Annotated in this window: 13 protein-coding genes; 10 read left to right on the forward strand and 3 right to left on the reverse strand. The window is 71.5% G+C overall.

All coding sequences use genetic code 11. The features are described 5' to 3' along the window. Window positions 1-117: 117 nt before the first annotated feature. From ACZ303_RS05615 to ACZ303_RS05635, 5 genes are all read left to right on the forward strand, one after another. A complete protein-coding gene (locus ACZ303_RS05615; RefSeq protein WP_467335334.1) occupies window positions 118-744 on the forward strand; it encodes a hypothetical protein in 627 nt (208 codons plus the stop codon). A gap of 35 nt (window positions 745-779) precedes the next feature. Next, window positions 780-2,111, forward strand: a complete 1,332-nt coding sequence (locus ACZ303_RS05620) for an ATP-binding protein (protein ID WP_467335335.1) — start codon at window positions 780-782, stop codon at window positions 2,109-2,111. Then, entirely contained in the window at window positions 2,108-3,193 is a 1,086-nt protein-coding gene (locus ACZ303_RS05625; protein WP_467335338.1) for a tetratricopeptide repeat protein, read from the forward strand. The genes ACZ303_RS05620 and ACZ303_RS05625 overlap by 4 nt, the downstream gene beginning before the upstream one ends. Before the next feature lie 67 nt (window positions 3,194-3,260). Continuing rightward, window positions 3,261-3,620, forward strand: a complete 360-nt coding sequence (locus ACZ303_RS05630; RefSeq protein WP_467335340.1) for a histidine triad nucleotide-binding protein — start codon at window positions 3,261-3,263, stop codon at window positions 3,618-3,620. A 4-nt stretch (window positions 3,621-3,624) separates the two neighbouring features. Further along, window positions 3,625-4,533 (forward strand): ribonuclease Z, encoded by a 909-nt coding sequence (locus tag ACZ303_RS05635; protein ID WP_467335342.1) that lies wholly within the window; start codon window positions 3,625-3,627, stop codon window positions 4,531-4,533. Between the two features lies 1 nt (window position 4,534). Here the strand turns inward: ACZ303_RS05635 and ACZ303_RS05640 are convergent, their stop codons facing one another. Both ACZ303_RS05640 and ACZ303_RS05645 read right to left on the reverse strand, forming a co-directional pair. Beyond that, window positions 4,535-5,317, reverse strand: coding sequence for an HAD family acid phosphatase (locus tag ACZ303_RS05640; protein WP_467335809.1), 783 nt, complete (start codon window positions 5,315-5,317; stop codon window positions 4,535-4,537). Between the two features lie 100 nt (window positions 5,318-5,417). After that, window positions 5,418-6,758: a 6-phospho-beta-glucosidase gene (locus ACZ303_RS05645; RefSeq protein WP_467335344.1), complete on the reverse strand. Its 1,341-nt coding sequence runs from the start codon at window positions 6,756-6,758 to the stop codon at window positions 5,418-5,420. A 70-nt stretch (window positions 6,759-6,828) separates the two neighbouring features. On the opposite strand from ACZ303_RS05645, the gene ACZ303_RS05650 reads away from it, so the two are divergent. The 4 genes from ACZ303_RS05650 (at window position 6,829) to ACZ303_RS05665 (ending at window position 12,105) form a co-directional block, all read left to right on the forward strand. Further along, on the forward strand, window positions 6,829-7,998 hold the full coding sequence (locus ACZ303_RS05650) for a carbohydrate kinase family protein (protein ID WP_467335346.1): 1,170 nt from the start codon (window positions 6,829-6,831) through the stop codon (window positions 7,996-7,998). A gap of 192 nt (window positions 7,999-8,190) precedes the next feature. Continuing rightward, complete coding sequence (locus ACZ303_RS05655) at window positions 8,191-10,272, forward strand: PhoH family protein (protein WP_467335348.1); 2,082 nt, start codon at window positions 8,191-8,193, stop codon at window positions 10,270-10,272. A gap of 13 nt (window positions 10,273-10,285) precedes the next feature. Then, the gene (gene ybeY, locus ACZ303_RS05660; protein ID WP_467335350.1) at window positions 10,286-10,783 is read left to right on the forward strand and encodes an rRNA maturation RNase YbeY; all 498 of its coding nucleotides are present in this window, start codon (window positions 10,286-10,288) and stop codon (window positions 10,781-10,783) included. Then, on the forward strand, window positions 10,780-12,105 hold the full coding sequence (locus ACZ303_RS05665; RefSeq protein WP_467335352.1) for a hemolysin family protein: 1,326 nt from the start codon (window positions 10,780-10,782) through the stop codon (window positions 12,103-12,105). Before ybeY ends, ACZ303_RS05665 begins: the two co-directional genes overlap by 4 nt. 91 nt (window positions 12,106-12,196) lie before the next feature. Here ACZ303_RS05665 and ACZ303_RS05670 read toward each other — a convergent pair whose 3' ends face one another. Then, on the reverse strand, window positions 12,197-13,660 hold the full coding sequence (locus ACZ303_RS05670) for an MFS transporter (RefSeq protein WP_467335354.1): 1,464 nt from the start codon (window positions 13,658-13,660) through the stop codon (window positions 12,197-12,199). A gap of 83 nt (window positions 13,661-13,743) precedes the next feature. Between ACZ303_RS05670 and ACZ303_RS05675 the strand changes: the two genes are divergently transcribed. Then, the gene (locus ACZ303_RS05675) at window positions 13,744-14,652 is read left to right on the forward strand and encodes a helix-turn-helix transcriptional regulator (RefSeq protein WP_467335356.1); all 909 of its coding nucleotides are present in this window, start codon (window positions 13,744-13,746) and stop codon (window positions 14,650-14,652) included. The last annotated feature ends 16 nt before the right edge of the window (window positions 14,653-14,668 follow it).

A 14,668-nucleotide genomic window follows, 5' to 3' on the forward strand; every position in this document is an offset into this window, starting at 1 on the left:
AGGTGACAGGGAGTTGGGGCCGTGCGTCCCGGCCGTGGGGGCGTGCCCCGGGGGCGCTCGGGGAAGTGTCCGGAGCCGCCCTTCCACGGCGACCGCGCGAGTGGGAAGCTGTCCTCTATGGGTGCATTGCGGCGCCTACGGGCCCGACAAGTGCTGTACGCGGCGGGGGTGACGGCGCTCGTGGTCTCTGCCGCCGTGCTGCTCACCGGTTGCGAACCGGGCGTGGGCGGCCTCGACTCGGTCGTCGTCGCCGTCACCACGGACCAGCGGGCCACCGCCCGCCTCCAACAGGACGGCTATTACGTGCAGTGGCTCACGTGCACCGGCACGGCCGAGCAGGGCGGCTCCACGGAGAAGGGGTCGCCGCGCCCGGTGACGGCCGTCGGGGTCGACTGCGAGGGCAGGACGGGCGGCAACCAGAAGATCATCGTCTACGGACGGGTCACCGGGATCCACGGGCAGTCGTGCGTGCGGGGGCGGCTGACCGCCAAGGTCGACGGCAAGACCGCCTTCACCGCGAGCGTGCTCGGGGAGTGTTCGGGCGAGGGCGTCACGGGCGGATCGGACGGATCGGACGGGTCGAACGGCAAGTCCGACAAGCCGCGGAAGCCCACGCATCACGAACCACCGTCGAAGCCCGGCCACACCGCACGGCCGCCCACGGGCCCCGGCAACACCGCCCGGCCGCCCACCGACCCCACGCCCTCCCCGGACTGCACCACCGACAAGCCCCGGGGCAAGTAGCGAAGCCTGTCAGTGGGCCCGCATAGGCTGGGGTCATGTCCGACGAGTCCCCGCTCATCAAGAGCCTGCGCGCGGCGGTGGACGCCGCGCCCGACGACGTGCCCCTGCGCCTGCACCTCGCCCAGCTTCTGCTCGACGGTGGACACGCCCAGGACGCCATCACCCATGTCGCCGCGGCCCTCCAGCGCGAACCGGGCAACACCGAGGCGCACACGCTCATCGCGCGCGCCGTCGCCCCGGCCGCCCCCGCGCAGGCGTCGACCGCTCCCGCGCAAGCCCCGAGCGCCTCCGCCGTCGTCTCCACCGCCCCGCACGCCCCGGAGAGCGCGTACGACTGGAAGAGCGCCGAGAGCGAGCTCTCCGACGTCATCCCGCCCCGCTTCGTCCAGCCCCCTCAGCCGCCGGAGCAACCGCACGGCGGCATCCCCCAGCAGCCCGAGCCCCCACTCGCCGCAGACGGCACGGGCACCACCGACGACTCCTCCCTCTGGGAGGTCGAGCCCGGCACCATCACCCTCGCCGACGTCGGTGGCATGCACGAGGTCAAGGAGCGCCTGGAGGCCGCCTTCCTCGCCCCCATGCGCAACCCCGAACTGCGCAAGCTCTACGGCAAGAGCCTGCGCGGCGGACTGCTGATGTACGGTCCGCCCGGCTGCGGCAAGACGTACATCGCCCGTGCCGTGGCCGGCGAACTCGGCGCGCGCTTCATGTCGGTCAGCATCAGCGACGTCCTCGACATGTGGATCGGCAACTCCGAGCGCAATCTGCGCCAGCTCTTCGAGACCGCCCGCCGCAACGCCCCCTGCGTCCTCTTCCTCGACGAGATGGACGCCCTCGGCGCCAAGCGCAGCCAGGTCCGCCACACGGGCATGCGCAACACCGTCAACCAGCTCCTGACCGAGCTCGACGGCGTCGACGGCACCGCCAACGAAGGCGTCTTCGTCCTCGCCGCCACCAACCACCCCTGGGACGTGGACACCGCCCTGCGCCGCCCCGGCCGCCTCGACCGGATGCTGCTCGTGCTGCCGCCCGACCAGACCGCGCGCGAGGGCATCCTCCACCACCACCTCAAGGACCGCCCCGTCGCAGGCATCGACCTGGCCAAGCTGGCCAAGCGGACCGACGGGTTCTCCGGCGCGGACCTCCAGCACCTGTGCGAGTCCGCCTCCGAACGCGCCCTGCTCGACTCCGTCCGCACCGGCCGCGCCCGCATGATCGAGATGTCCGACCTGCTCGCGGCGCTCGACCAGGTGCGGCCCTCCACCGGACCGTGGTTCGCCTCCGCCCGGAATGTGGCGCAGTTCGCGAACGAGGGAGGTTCGTACGACGAACTCCTGGCGTACCTGAAGCGGAAGAAGATGCTGTGAGCGAGAACGCCTCTTCTCCTTCGCCCGTCCTGGACCGCGCCATGGCCCTGATGGAGGTCAACCGCCTGGACCAGGCGCAGGAGCTGCTGTCACGTCATCTGGCCGGCGAGCCGGACGACGCCTTCGCCTGGGAGCGGCTCGCCGCCTGCCGCAACGCCGCCGAGGACTGGACGGGCGCCATGGAGGCGGCCACCCAGGCCCTGCGCGTCGATCCGGAGCAGGGGGACGCCCACCTCCGCCGCAGCGACTCGTTCCGCTTCAGGGGCCTGGTGTACGACGCGGCCGACGCCGCCCGGGAGGCCGTACGCCTGCTCCCCGAGTCGGCGGTGCCCCGGGTCACGCTGGCCAGGGCGCTGCGGATGTTCCCGGAAAAGGCCGGTCTGGAGGAGGCGTACGAGGTCGCCGTCGAGGCGATAGGCCTCGACCCCGAGCTGGTTTCCGCCCACTCCACGCTGCACTACATCGCGCGGGACATGGAGCGCGGGGACATCGCCGAACAGGCCCTGCACGCGGTGCTCCGGCTGGACCCCGACGACGCCTGGGCGCGCGCCGAGCTCGCCGGCATGAAGGACCTGGCGAAGGAGGCGAAGCTCCCGGAGCTGGCCAAGGAGTACAGCGCCGCGCTCGGCGCCAACCCCGGCTCCGACCACATCGCCGGCAGGCTCCACGCGGTCGTCTACCGGCTGCTGCGCCGCACCCGCTGGTTCGCCCTGATCTGCCTGCTCCTGGCCGCGCTCTCCGCCCGGGTCTTCCCCACCGGCGACGACCCGACGGCGCTGCCCGCGCCGCTCGGACCGCGGATGTGGTCGCTGGTGCTGATGTCGGCGGTGTGGGCGGTGGGTGGATGGCGCGTCTACCGCAAGCTGCCGCAGGGCGCCCGGATGAGCGTCCGGCTGCTGCTGCGGCGCTTCTTCTGGGCGCGGCTCGCCGTCGGGCAGGCGCTGTGGGGGATGCTCTTCGCGGTGGCGGTCGTGGCGGTGCCGTGGACCGACCGGACGTACCTGCGCGCGCTCGTGCTCGTCGGCTGCGTCCCGCTGGTGCTGACCATGTGGTTCGAGCGCGCGGCCGCACGGTCGGACTGATCACCGGCGCGCCGCGACGGGCGGGTAGCATCCGGGACGTACGAGCCGACGAGACGAGGAGCCACCGGTGGCGGGAGAACCGCAGGCCGACTGCCTGTTCTGCAAGATCGTCGCGGGCGAGGTGCCGGCGACCGTCGTCCGGGAGACCGAGACGACCGTGGCGTTCCGCGACATCAACCCGCAGGCACCCACGCACATTCTGGTGATCCCCAAGGTGCACCACCCGGACGCCGCCTCCCTCGCGGCCGCCGAGCCGGCGATCGCCGCCGACATACTGCGTGAGGCCGGCGAGATCGCCGCGCAGGAGGGTGTGGACGACAAGGGCTTCCGCATCGTCTTCAACACCGGCAGCGGCGCGGGCCAGACCGTCTTCCACGCCCACGCCCACGTGCTCGGCGGCCGGGGCCTCAACTGGCCTCCCGGTTAAGCCCTTGTCCGTACGAGAGCTCGTCGTCCTCGGCACCGCCAGCCAGGTGCCGACACGACACCGCAACCACAACGGCTACGTCCTGCGCTGGGACGGCGAGGGCCTGCTCTTCGACCCCGGCGAGGGCACCCAGCGGCAGATGCTGCGCGCCGGGGTGGCCGCCCACGACCTGAACCGGATATGCGTCACCCACTTCCACGGTGACCACTCCCTCGGGCTCGCCGGCGTCATCCAGCGGATCAACCTCGACCGGGTGCCGCACCCGGTCACCGCGCACTACCCGAAGAGCGGCCAGCGCTTCTTCGACCGGCTGCGGTACGCCACGGCCTACCGCGAGACGGTGCCGCTGGCCCAGGAGCCGGTCTCCGGCAGCGGCGGGGTGCTCGCGAGGACCCCGTCGTACGTCCTGGAGGCGCGCCGTCTCTCGCACCCCGTGGAGTCGTACGGCTACCGCCTGACCGAGCCCGACGGCCGGCGGATGCTGCCGGAGCTGCTGGCGCGGCACGGCATCAGCGGGCCGGACGTGGGACGTCTGCAGAAGGAGGGCGCGCTCGGCGGCGTCACCCTGGACGACGTGAGCGAGGTCCGGCGCGGGCAGCGGTTCGCGTTCGTGATGGACACCCGGCTGTGCGAGGGCGTGCGGGAGCTGGCCGAGGGCTGCGACATGCTCGTCATCGAGTCGACGTTCACCGACGAGGACGAGGCCCTCGCCACCGACCACGGCCACCTGACGGCCGGCCAGGCCGGCCGTGTGGCGGCCGAGGCGGGCGTACGGCACCTGGTGCTGACGCACTTCTCGCAGCGCTACGACGACCCGGCGGTCTTCGAGCGGCAGGCCCGGGCGGCGGGCTTCGACGGTGAGCTGACCGTCGCCCGGGACCTGATGCGCGTGGCGGTGCCGAAGCGCCGGTGAGCTACGGCAGGTAGTACATCGGGTTCGGCAGCTTGTACGTCCGGTCGGCGTAGCCGCCCTTCAGGTCGCTGTACTGGTCGCCGAAGTTGGCGACGATGTCGTAGCCCTGGGACTCGATGTGCTTGCGCGTGCCCGACTTGTACTCGACCGTGGTGCAGGTCGCGCCGCAGGGCAGGTAGGCCGGCGGGGTCTTCTTGTTCTTGAGGAAGAAGTGCGCGGTGTCGGCGGCGGGCTTGTAGCCGACGTTCTTGAGGTTGCGCACGCTCCAATCGCGCTGGTGCTCGCCGCGGCCGGTGACGTAGAAGACCGTGACGCCCCGCGACTGCGCCCAGTTGACGAGCTGCGGCATGCCGTAGACGGCGGCCATGTCGGTGGACTTCAGGTACGCGTCCTGGGACTCGGGCGTGAAGTGGAAGCCCTGCTGGAGCTCGTAGTTGTAGGTCAGCAGGGTGGTGTCGTCCAGGTCCACGACGATGGCCGGCTTGGCCTTCTTCGACTTTCCGCCGCGCTCGCCGTCGCGCACCGCGCGGTCGATCCGGGCCTTGGCCTTCTTCTCGATGTCCGCGACCTGCTTGGCGTAGTTGCTGTCGGGCGAGGCGTAGTGCTGCCCCGACTTGTCGACGGTGTCGCCGTAGTACGCCTTGATCTTCTCCTGGACCTGCGCGAGGTTCGGGATCTCCTTGTCCGTGCGGGGCACGGAGTGGTCGGCGCTGGCCGCGCCCGCCGCGTAGAGACCGCCACCGACGGTGAGGGCCGCGGTGGCGGCGGCTATGCGGATGCGCATGCGCTTCGAAGACACGTTCTTACTCCTGGGTAACAAGGTGGGTGCAGCGCGAAGCTAGAGGGTGCCGCGCCACCCGGTCAAGGCCCAGGTCAGAAGCTTTCTACGCGCGAAGAGCGGGGGAGTCCGCCGCCCGCTCCAGAATGCGGGCCGCCACCGCCGGCGAGTCGACGAGCGGGTGCAGCGCCAGGGCTCTGAGCGCGGCGCCGCGGTCTCTGAACATGGCGGCCTCGATCGTGGCCCGTTCGACCGCCTTGAGCTGGAGCATCAGCCCGAGTTGGTCCTCCCGCAGGGGGGCGCACGGCAGCGGCCGGGCGCCGCGCTCGTCCACCTCGCACACCGTCTCGATGACGGCCTTGGGGTCCAGCGCGGGCACCGTCGTGCCGTTGGGGACGTTCAGGACGAGCCGGGTGCGTACGCCTCCGGAGATCGCCCGCATCAGGGCGAGCGCCACCCGGTCGTAGCCACCGCCGTCCAGGTCGCAGGAGTCGCGCTGCCAGCCGCCGCTCGCCGCCCGGCTCTCGGCCATGTACGTCTCCTCCCGGCGGCGCCGGGTCCGCTCCCACAGCTCGTACGCCTTGTCGAGCGCGGCCGCCGCCGTCGTGAAGAAGTGGCCCTGCTGCTGGTCGAGGAACTCGCCCCGGGTCTCCACCGACTCCAGCACCGAGCGCAGCGTCTCGCGGCGGAAGTAGTAGTAGTGCAGGTATTCGTTGGGCAGCGCGCCCAGCGCCTGGAGCCACTCCGCACCGAAGAGCTTGCCCTCCTCGAAGGACATCAGCGCCTTCTCGTCGCCCAGCAGGCCCGGCAGCAGGTCCTTGCCGTCGGACGTCAACGAACGCAGCCAGCCCAGATGGTTGAGGCCCACGTAGTCGAAGAGCGCCTCGTCCGGATCCACGCCCGCTGCCCGCGCGGCGCGCCGCACCAGCCCCACGGGTGAATCGCAGATGCCGATCACCCGTTCACCCAACACGGTCTCCATGGCTTCGGTGACCATGCCCGCGGGATTGGTGAAGTTGATGACCCAGGCGTCGGGGGCGACCGCCGCGACGCGTTCGGCGATGTTCAGCGCCACCGGGATCGTCCGCAGCCCGTAGAGCACACCGCCCGCCCCGACCGTCTCCTGGCCCAGGACGCGCTCGCCCAGCGGAATCCTTTCATCACGCACGCGTCCGGCCGTGCCGCCCACCCGGATCGCGGAGAAGACGAAGTCCGCGCCGCGCAGCGCCTCGTCCAGCTCCCGGGCGACCCGTACGACCGGGGCCCCCGGCACGTCCGCCGCCTGCGCGGCCAGCACCGAGCCGATCACCTTCAGCCGGACGGGGTCGGTGTCGTACAGGACAAGTTCGGTGCACCGTCCCGGAGCGTCGCGCCGCGCGTCGTCCAACAGGGCCCGGTGCACGAGGGGAACCCGGAATCCGCCACCGCCGAGAATCGTCAGCCTCATGGAACGGAACGTATCGCAGCATCGGGCAGACTGTCCGGACCCGCACCCGTGAGAGGAGCAGCGAGCGAGCATGACGATCTTTTCGCCTCATGCGGCACCGCCGTCGGCTTTCCCCGGTGAGCGCTTCAGGGGCGCGACCGGTGCCGAGGGAATCGCCGGGGCGGCGCCCGTCCTCGACCCGCTGGCCGAGGTCCGTGCCGAGGGCGACCCGGAGACCGACGTCTATCTGACCGGCACCGTCTTCCTCGACATCATCTTCACCGGCCTGGACTCCGCCCCCGTGCGCGGCACCGAGTCCTGGGCCCGGGGCATGGGCTCCAGCCCCGGCGGCATCGCCAACATGGCCACCGCCCTCGCCCGGCTGGGCCTGCGCACCTCCCTCGCCGCCGCCTTCGGTGACGACATGTACGGCGAGTACTGCTGGGACGCCCTCTCCCGCGGCGAGGGCATCGACCTCGGCCTGTCGCGCACCGTGCCCGGCTGGCACTCCCCGGTCACCGTCTCCATGGCCTACGAGGGCGAGCGCACGATGGTCTCCCACGGCCACGAGGCGCCACCGCCCGAGGAGCCCGCCCCCGAGTGCCCGCCGCCGGCCCGGGCCTGCGTGGCCCTGCTCGTGCCCGGCCGCGAGGAGGAGTGGATCGCGCGCGCCGCCCGCCGCGGCAGCCGGGTCTTCGCCGACGTCGGCTGGGACGAGACGGGCCGCTGGGACCCGACCGACCTCGCCGACCTGGAGCACTGCGAGGCGTTCCTGCCCAACGCCGAGGAGGCGATGCGCTACACCCGGACCGACTGCCCGCGCGCCGCCGCCCGCGCGCTGGCCGAGAAGGTGCCGCTGGCCGTCGTCACCATGGGCGAGAAGGGCGCCTTCGCCGTCGACAGCCGCACGGGCGAGAGCGCGGAGGTACCCGCCATCGCCGTCGAGGCACTCGATCCCACGGGCGCCGGCGACGTCTTTGTCGCGGGCTTTGTCACCGGCACCCTCGCCGGCTGGCCGCTCGCCGACCGGCTGGCCTTCGCGGGGCTGACCGCCGCCCTGTCCGTGCAGGAATTCGGCGGGTCGCTGTCCGCGCCCGGCTGGGTGGAGATCGCCGCCTGGTGGAAGCACGTACGGACCTACGACGACCAGACCCCGGCCGCCCTGCGCCGCTACACCTTCCTCGACAGCCTGCTGCCCACCGCCGCCCGGCCCTGGCCCCTGCGCCGGGCCGTCCCCACGCTCGGATTCCGGCAGCCGTGAGCGGCCGGCGGCCACGGGCCGCGGGCGACGGGCGGCCGCGGCCCTAAGCGGCGGTAAAACTCCTCGGGCTTGTCGGTGCACCGTCGTACCCTGGATATCCAGGACGGACGGCCCGTGAGGTCCGGCCCGGACAGACGCAGTCACAGTTGTCAGACATGGAAAAGAGGGATGAGCAGGCCCCAGCGCCGGCCCATGACTCAGACACCCACACGACCGCAGGCGACAGCCCGCTGGACGGTCCCGGCCAAGCACCCGATGGTGACGGTCCTGGGGTCCGCGGACGCGCTCCTGCGCGTGATCGAGAAGGCCTTCCCCAACGTCGACATCCACGTCCGGGGCAATGAGGTCAGCGCCACCGGGGACCGACCGGAAGTCGCCCTGGTGCAGCGCCTGTTCGACGAGATGATGCTGGTGCTCCGCACCGGGCAGCCGATGACGGAGGACGCGGTGGAACGGTCGATCGCGATGTTGCGCGAAGAAGGCGGCGAGGGAGCGGGCGCCGAGACCCCCGCCGAGGTCCTCACCCAGAACATCCTCTCCAGCCGCGGCCGCACCATCCGCCCCAAGACGCTCAACCAGAAGCGCTATGTCGACGCCATCGACAAGCACACGGTCGTCTTCGGCATCGGCCCCGCCGGCACCGGCAAGACCTACCTGGCCATGGCCAAGGCCGTCCAGGCCCTCCAGTCCAAGCAGGTCAACCGGATCATCCTGACCCGGCCGGCCGTCGAGGCGGGCGAGCGGCTCGGCTTCCTGCCCGGCACGCTCTACGAGAAGATCGACCCGTATCTGCGGCCGCTCTACGACGCCCTGCACGACATGCTCGACCCTGATTCCATCCCCCGCCTGATGGCCGCCGGGACGATCGAGGTGGCGCCGCTGGCCTATATGCGCGGCCGTGCACAGCCTGTCTTCACGAACGTCCTGACCCCGGATGGCTGGCGTCCCATCGGCGACCTCCACGTCGGTGACCTGGTCATCGGCTCGAACGGTGAGCCCACCCCGGTCCTGGGTGTGTACCCGCAGGGCGAGAAGGACATCTACCGCGTCACCGCCCAGGACGGGTCCTGGACGCTGTGCTGCGGCGAGCACCTGTGGACGGTCCGCACAGCCTCCGACCGCCGCCGCAGCAAGCCGTGGCGGGTCCTGGAGACCCAGGAGATGGTTGGCAACCTGCGTGCCGCGCACGCCCGGCGGTACGAGCTGCCGATGCTCACCGCTCCGGTGAGCTTCCCGGAGCGCGAGGTCCCCATGGACCCGTACGCCCTTGGCCTGCTGCTCGGTGACGGGTGCCTTACCGGCTCCAACACTCCTTCGTTCGCCACCGCCGACCGGGAGCTCGCGGCGGCACTGGACGACGCCCTTCCCGGCATCGAGGTCCGCTGGAAGGACCATGTCAACTACACGCTGAGCCGGGTGAAGCAACCGGGTGACGTGGTTACTCTGCAAAACCCGGTCACCGGCATGCTCCGCGCCCTGGACATGCTCGGCGTCCGCTCGCACTCGAAGTTCGTCCCGGACGACTACCTGCGCAACTCGTCCGAGGTGCGCCTGGCCGTCCTGCAGGGCCTGCTCGACGCCGACGGCGGCCCTGTGACGCAGTCCGACCGCACCTGCCGCGTCCAGTACACGACCACATCGATCCTGCTCCGCGACGATGTCATCGAACTGGTCCGGTCGCTCGGCGGGGTCGCGTACACCCGCCGCCGGGCAGCCGACGGCAGGAATCCGGGGAGGGCGCGTGGCCGCGACGTCCGCCACCGCCACGACGCCCACGTCGTCGACATCCGGCTCCCTGAGGGCATTGAGCCCTTCCGCCTCGGTCGCAAGCTGGAGAAATACCGTGCTGCCGGAGGTGGCGGACGCCCGATGCGTTTCATCGACAGTATCGAGCCTGCAGGCCGGGAGGACGCCGTCTGCATTCAGGTCGCGGCCGAGGACTCGCTGTACGTGACGCAGGACTACCTGCTGACGCACAACACGCTGAACGACGCCTTCATCATCCTCGACGAGGCGCAGAACACCAGCGCCGAGCAGATGAAGATGTTCCTCACCCGCCTCGGCTTCGACTCCAAGATCGTCATTACGGGTGACGTCACCCAGATCGACCTCCCGGGCGGCACCAAGAGCGGTCTGCGCCAGGTCGTGGACATTCTGGAGGGCGTCGAGGACGTCCACTTCTCGCGGCTCACCAGCACCGATGTGGTCCGTCACAAGCTGGTCGGCCGTATTGTCGACGCGTACGAGCAGTTCGACGAGCGCAATGGAAAGTAAGTAACCGAAAACGATGGCTATCGACGTCAACAACGAATCCGGCACGGACATCGACGAGCAGGCGATCCTCGACGTCGCCCGCTACGCCCTCGCCCGGATGCGCATCCACCCGCTCTCCGAACTCTCGGTCATCGTTGTCGACACCGATGCCATGGAGCAGCTCCACATCCAGTGGATGGACCTCCCCGGCCCCACCGATGTCATGTCCTTCCCGATGGACGAGCTGCGCCCGCCGGCCAAGGACGACGACGAGCCGCCGCAGGGCCTGCTCGGTGACATCGTGCTCTGTCCCGAGGTCGCCAAGCAGCAGGGCGAGGACGCGCCGACCGGGCACTCCATGGACGAAGAGCTCCAGCTCCTGACCGTCCACGGCGTCCTGCACCTCCTGGGCTACGACCACGAGGAGCCCGACGAGAAGGCCGAGATGTTCGGCCTCCAGGCGGCGATCGTCGACGGCTGGCGTGCCGAGCGCGGGATCGAAGGGCCCTCGCCGGCTCCGACGATCACGTGACCGGGCAGCTGATCGCCGCGGCGATCCTGCTGCTCGTCATCGCCTGGCTCGCTGCCTGCGCCGAGGCCGGCCTGGCCCGGACCACCCGGTTCCGCGCCGAGGAGGCCGTACGGTCGGGGCGGCGCGGCAGCGCCAGGCTGATGGCCGTCGCCGCCGACCCGACCCGCTATCTCAATGTGGCGCTGCTGGTGCGCGTGGCGTGCGAGATGGCGGCGGGCGTCGTCGTCACCTACGTCTGCCTGCGCGAATTCGAGGCCACCTGGCAGGCGCTGACGGTCGCCATCGCCGTGATGGTCCTCGTCAGCTACGTGGCCGTCGGCGTCTCCCCGCGCACCATCGGCCGCCAGCACCCGCTCAACACCGCGACCGCCGCCGCCTATGTGCTGCTGCCGCTCGCCCGCGTCATGGGCCCGGTGCCCCAGCTGCTGATCCTCATCGGCAACGCCCTCACCCCCGGCAAGGGCTTCCGCAAGGGCCCCTTCGCCTCCGAGGCGGAGCTGCGGGCCATGGTCGACCTCGCGGAGAAGGAATCGCTCATCGAGGACGACGAGCGCCGCATGGTGCACTCCGTCTTCGAGCTCGGCGACACGCTCGTACGCGAGGTGATGGTGCCCCGCACCGACCTGGTGGTCATCGAGCGGGGCAAGACCATCCGGCAGGCGCTGACGCTGGCGCTGCGCTCGGGCTTCTCGCGCATACCGGTGACCGGGGAGAGCGAGGACGACATCGTCGGCATGGTCTACCTCAAGGACCTCGCCCGCAAGACGCACATCAGCCGGGAGGCGGAGTCCGAGCTGGTCTCGACGGCCATGCGGCCCGCCGTCTTCGTGCCGGACACCAAGAACGCGGGTGACCTGCTGCGCGAGATGCAGCAGCAGCGCACGCACTGCGCCGTGGTCATCGACGAGTACGGCGGCACGGCCGGCATCGTGACGATCGAGGACATCCTGGAGGAGATCGTCGGCGAGATCACGGACGAGTACGACCGTGAACTGCCGCCCGTCGAGGAGCTCGGCGACGGCCGCCACCGGGTCACGGCCCGGCTCGACATCGGCGACCTCGGCGAGCTGTACGGCCTGGAGCTGGACGACGAGGACGTGGAGACCGTCGGCGGGCTGCTGGCCAAGTCGCTGGGCCGGGTCCCGATCGCCGGCGCGAAGGCGGAGGTCGACCTCCTGACGTACGGACTCGCCGTCCCGGGCGGCCTGCGGGCGCTGCGCCTGACCGCCGAGTCCGCCGCCGGACGGCGCAACCGCATCGTCACGGTGCTGGTGGAGCCGGTGTGGGAGGCGGAGGACATGGCGGGTTCGGAGGCGGAGTAGCCGTCGGCGAACGCGTGCCGAACGAGGCCGTGACCCCTTCAAGGGTCACGGCCTCGTACCGTTCGGGCGACGGACGCCGTGCCCGCCGCCGTCAGGCCCGTGCCGCCCGCGCCCGGCCCAGGCCGATCGCCACCAGTACCGCGACGGCCGCGACGACGGCCGCGTCGACGCCCAGGCCCAGCCGGATCCCGCCGAGGGTGGCCGCCGCGAAACCCGAACCGCCGTCCCGGAGCGAGGCGATGTGCGCCGAGGACAGGGCGCTCAGCAGGGGGATGCCGATGGTGAGGCCGACCTGCTGAGAGCTGGTCACCAGACCGGTGGCCAGACCCTGTTCGCCGTCCGGCAGGCCGGAGGTGGCGGTGACGCCGTAGGCGACGATCGCCCACAGGTGACCCACGCAGGCGAGGGACGCGGCCACCAGAGTCAGCCACACACCGGCCGAGCCCAGGCCCAGGCCCAGCAGCGCGGCGGTGGTGACCGCCTGGACGGCCAGGCCGGCCACCAGGGTGTTGCGGGCGCCGAAGCGGGCGATGACCTTGGGGGCGGTCACCCCGGCGACGGCCGCGATGACGCCCTGGACGCCGAAGACCAGACCGGTGACGAAGGCGGAGAGGTCCAGCACTTCCTGGAGGTAGAGCGTGAGGAGGAAGACGACGGTGCTCATCATGGAGAACGTGGTCAGCCCGGCCAGATTGCCCCAGGCGACCGACCGCCGGCGCAGCATCGGCAGCGATACGAGCGGCTCGGCCGCCCGGGACTCGATGACCACGAAGGCGGCGAGCAGGACGACGCCGCCGATCAGCGTGGCGAGGACGTCGACGCCACCGAAGCCCCGCTGGGCCGCCGTCGACAGGGCGTAGATGAGGGCCAGCAGGCCACCGGTCACGGTCGCCGCGCCCGGCATGTCCAGGCGGGGGCGCTCGGGGCGGCGGGACTCGGTCAGCAGGCCGGGCGCGACGGCCAGGATGGCCAGGCCGGCCACGGCCAGCAGACCCATCGTGGAGCGCCAGCCGAGGGTGTCCGTCATGACGCCGCCGAGCACCATGCCGATGGTGAAGCCCAGCGACAGGAGGGTGCCGCTGATGCCGAGCGCGCGTTCGCGCTGCGGGCCCTCGGCGAAGGTCGTCGTCAGCAGCGACATGCCGGTCGGCACGATGACGGCGGCGCCCAGGCCCTGGAGGGCGCGGCCGGCGAGGAAGGCCGCCGGGTTCCAGGCCAGGGTGGCGAGCACGGAGGCCACGGCGAAGAGGGCGAGGCCGGTCAGGAAGAGCCGGCGCCGTCCGTAGAGGTCGGCGATGCGGCCGAAGAACAGCAGGAAGCCACCGGACGGCAGGGCGAAGGCGGTGACCGCCCACTGGAGGTCGGCCTGGCCCATGCCCAGGTCGTCACCGAGGACGGGCAGCGCGACGTTCAGGATCGAGAAGTCGAGCGCGATGATGAACTGCGCGGCGCACAGCACCAGCAGGATCAGCTTCGCGCGGGGGGACATGCAGGCTTCGGCCGCGGCCTGTGGTGGTGCGGGGACGGTGGGGGCAGGGGAGGTGTCGATCGCCATGGTCACCACCCTCGGGCGTCCGGAACACCCGTGGGGAGACACTGCTTATGGTGGTGGCCGTACCACCAGGCAAGGGGGAAGCCATGACCGTCAGCAGGACCGAAGCGAGCACGACGCCGGACGCGCGGGGTGCCAAGCCGCGCCGCCGCCAGGAGCTGCGCGACTTCCTGATGAGCCGCCGGGCGCGGGTGAGTCCGGCCGAGGCCGGCCTGCCCGACGGCGGAGCCCGCCGCCGCACGCCGGGGCTGCGCCGCGAGGAGGTCGCGGTCCTCGCCGGAGTGGGCGCCTCCTGGTACCAGTGGCTGGAGCAGGGGCGTGACATCACCGTCTCCCCGCAGGTGATCGACGCGGTCGCGCGAGTGCTGCGGCTGACCGGCCCGGAGCGCCGCCATCTGTACGTCCTGGCGGGCCTGAACCCGCCGCTGCCCGAGTCCGTGCGGGACCCGGAGTACCTGTGCGAAGGGCTGCACCGGCTGATCGACGCCTGGATGCCCCTCCCGGCGCACATCATGGACCCCTACTGGAACACGGTCGGCTACAACGAATCGGCCGGCATGGTCATGGGCTTCCGCCCGGAGATCCGGCAGAACTGCCTGATCACCTTCTTCACCGACCCCGTCTACCGCTCGCGCGCCGCGAACTGGGAGGCGAACGCCCACCGCGTCGTGGCCCAGTTCCGCGCCGCCTGCTCGGACCACCCCGACGACGAGGGCTTCGAGGCGATCGTCGCGGAGCTGTCCGAGGCGAGCGAGGAGTTCGCGGCGCTCTGGGCGCGCGGTGACGTGCGGGCCGGCGGCCAGCTGGTCAAGGAGCTGGAGCACCCGCTGGTCGGCGCGCTGTACTTCGAGAGCACCCAGCTGCGCGTACCGGCCCGCCCGGACCTGACGATCGTCCTGCACAACCCCGTGCCGGAGTCGGGGACGGCCGCGAAGGTGGAGTGGCTGAACTCCCCGGAGGGGCGGCGCGGGGGGATGTACTCGATCGCGGGCTGACGTCCGTACGACCGGG

It is taken from the genome of Streptomyces sp. NPDC023527 (assembly GCF_055560115.1).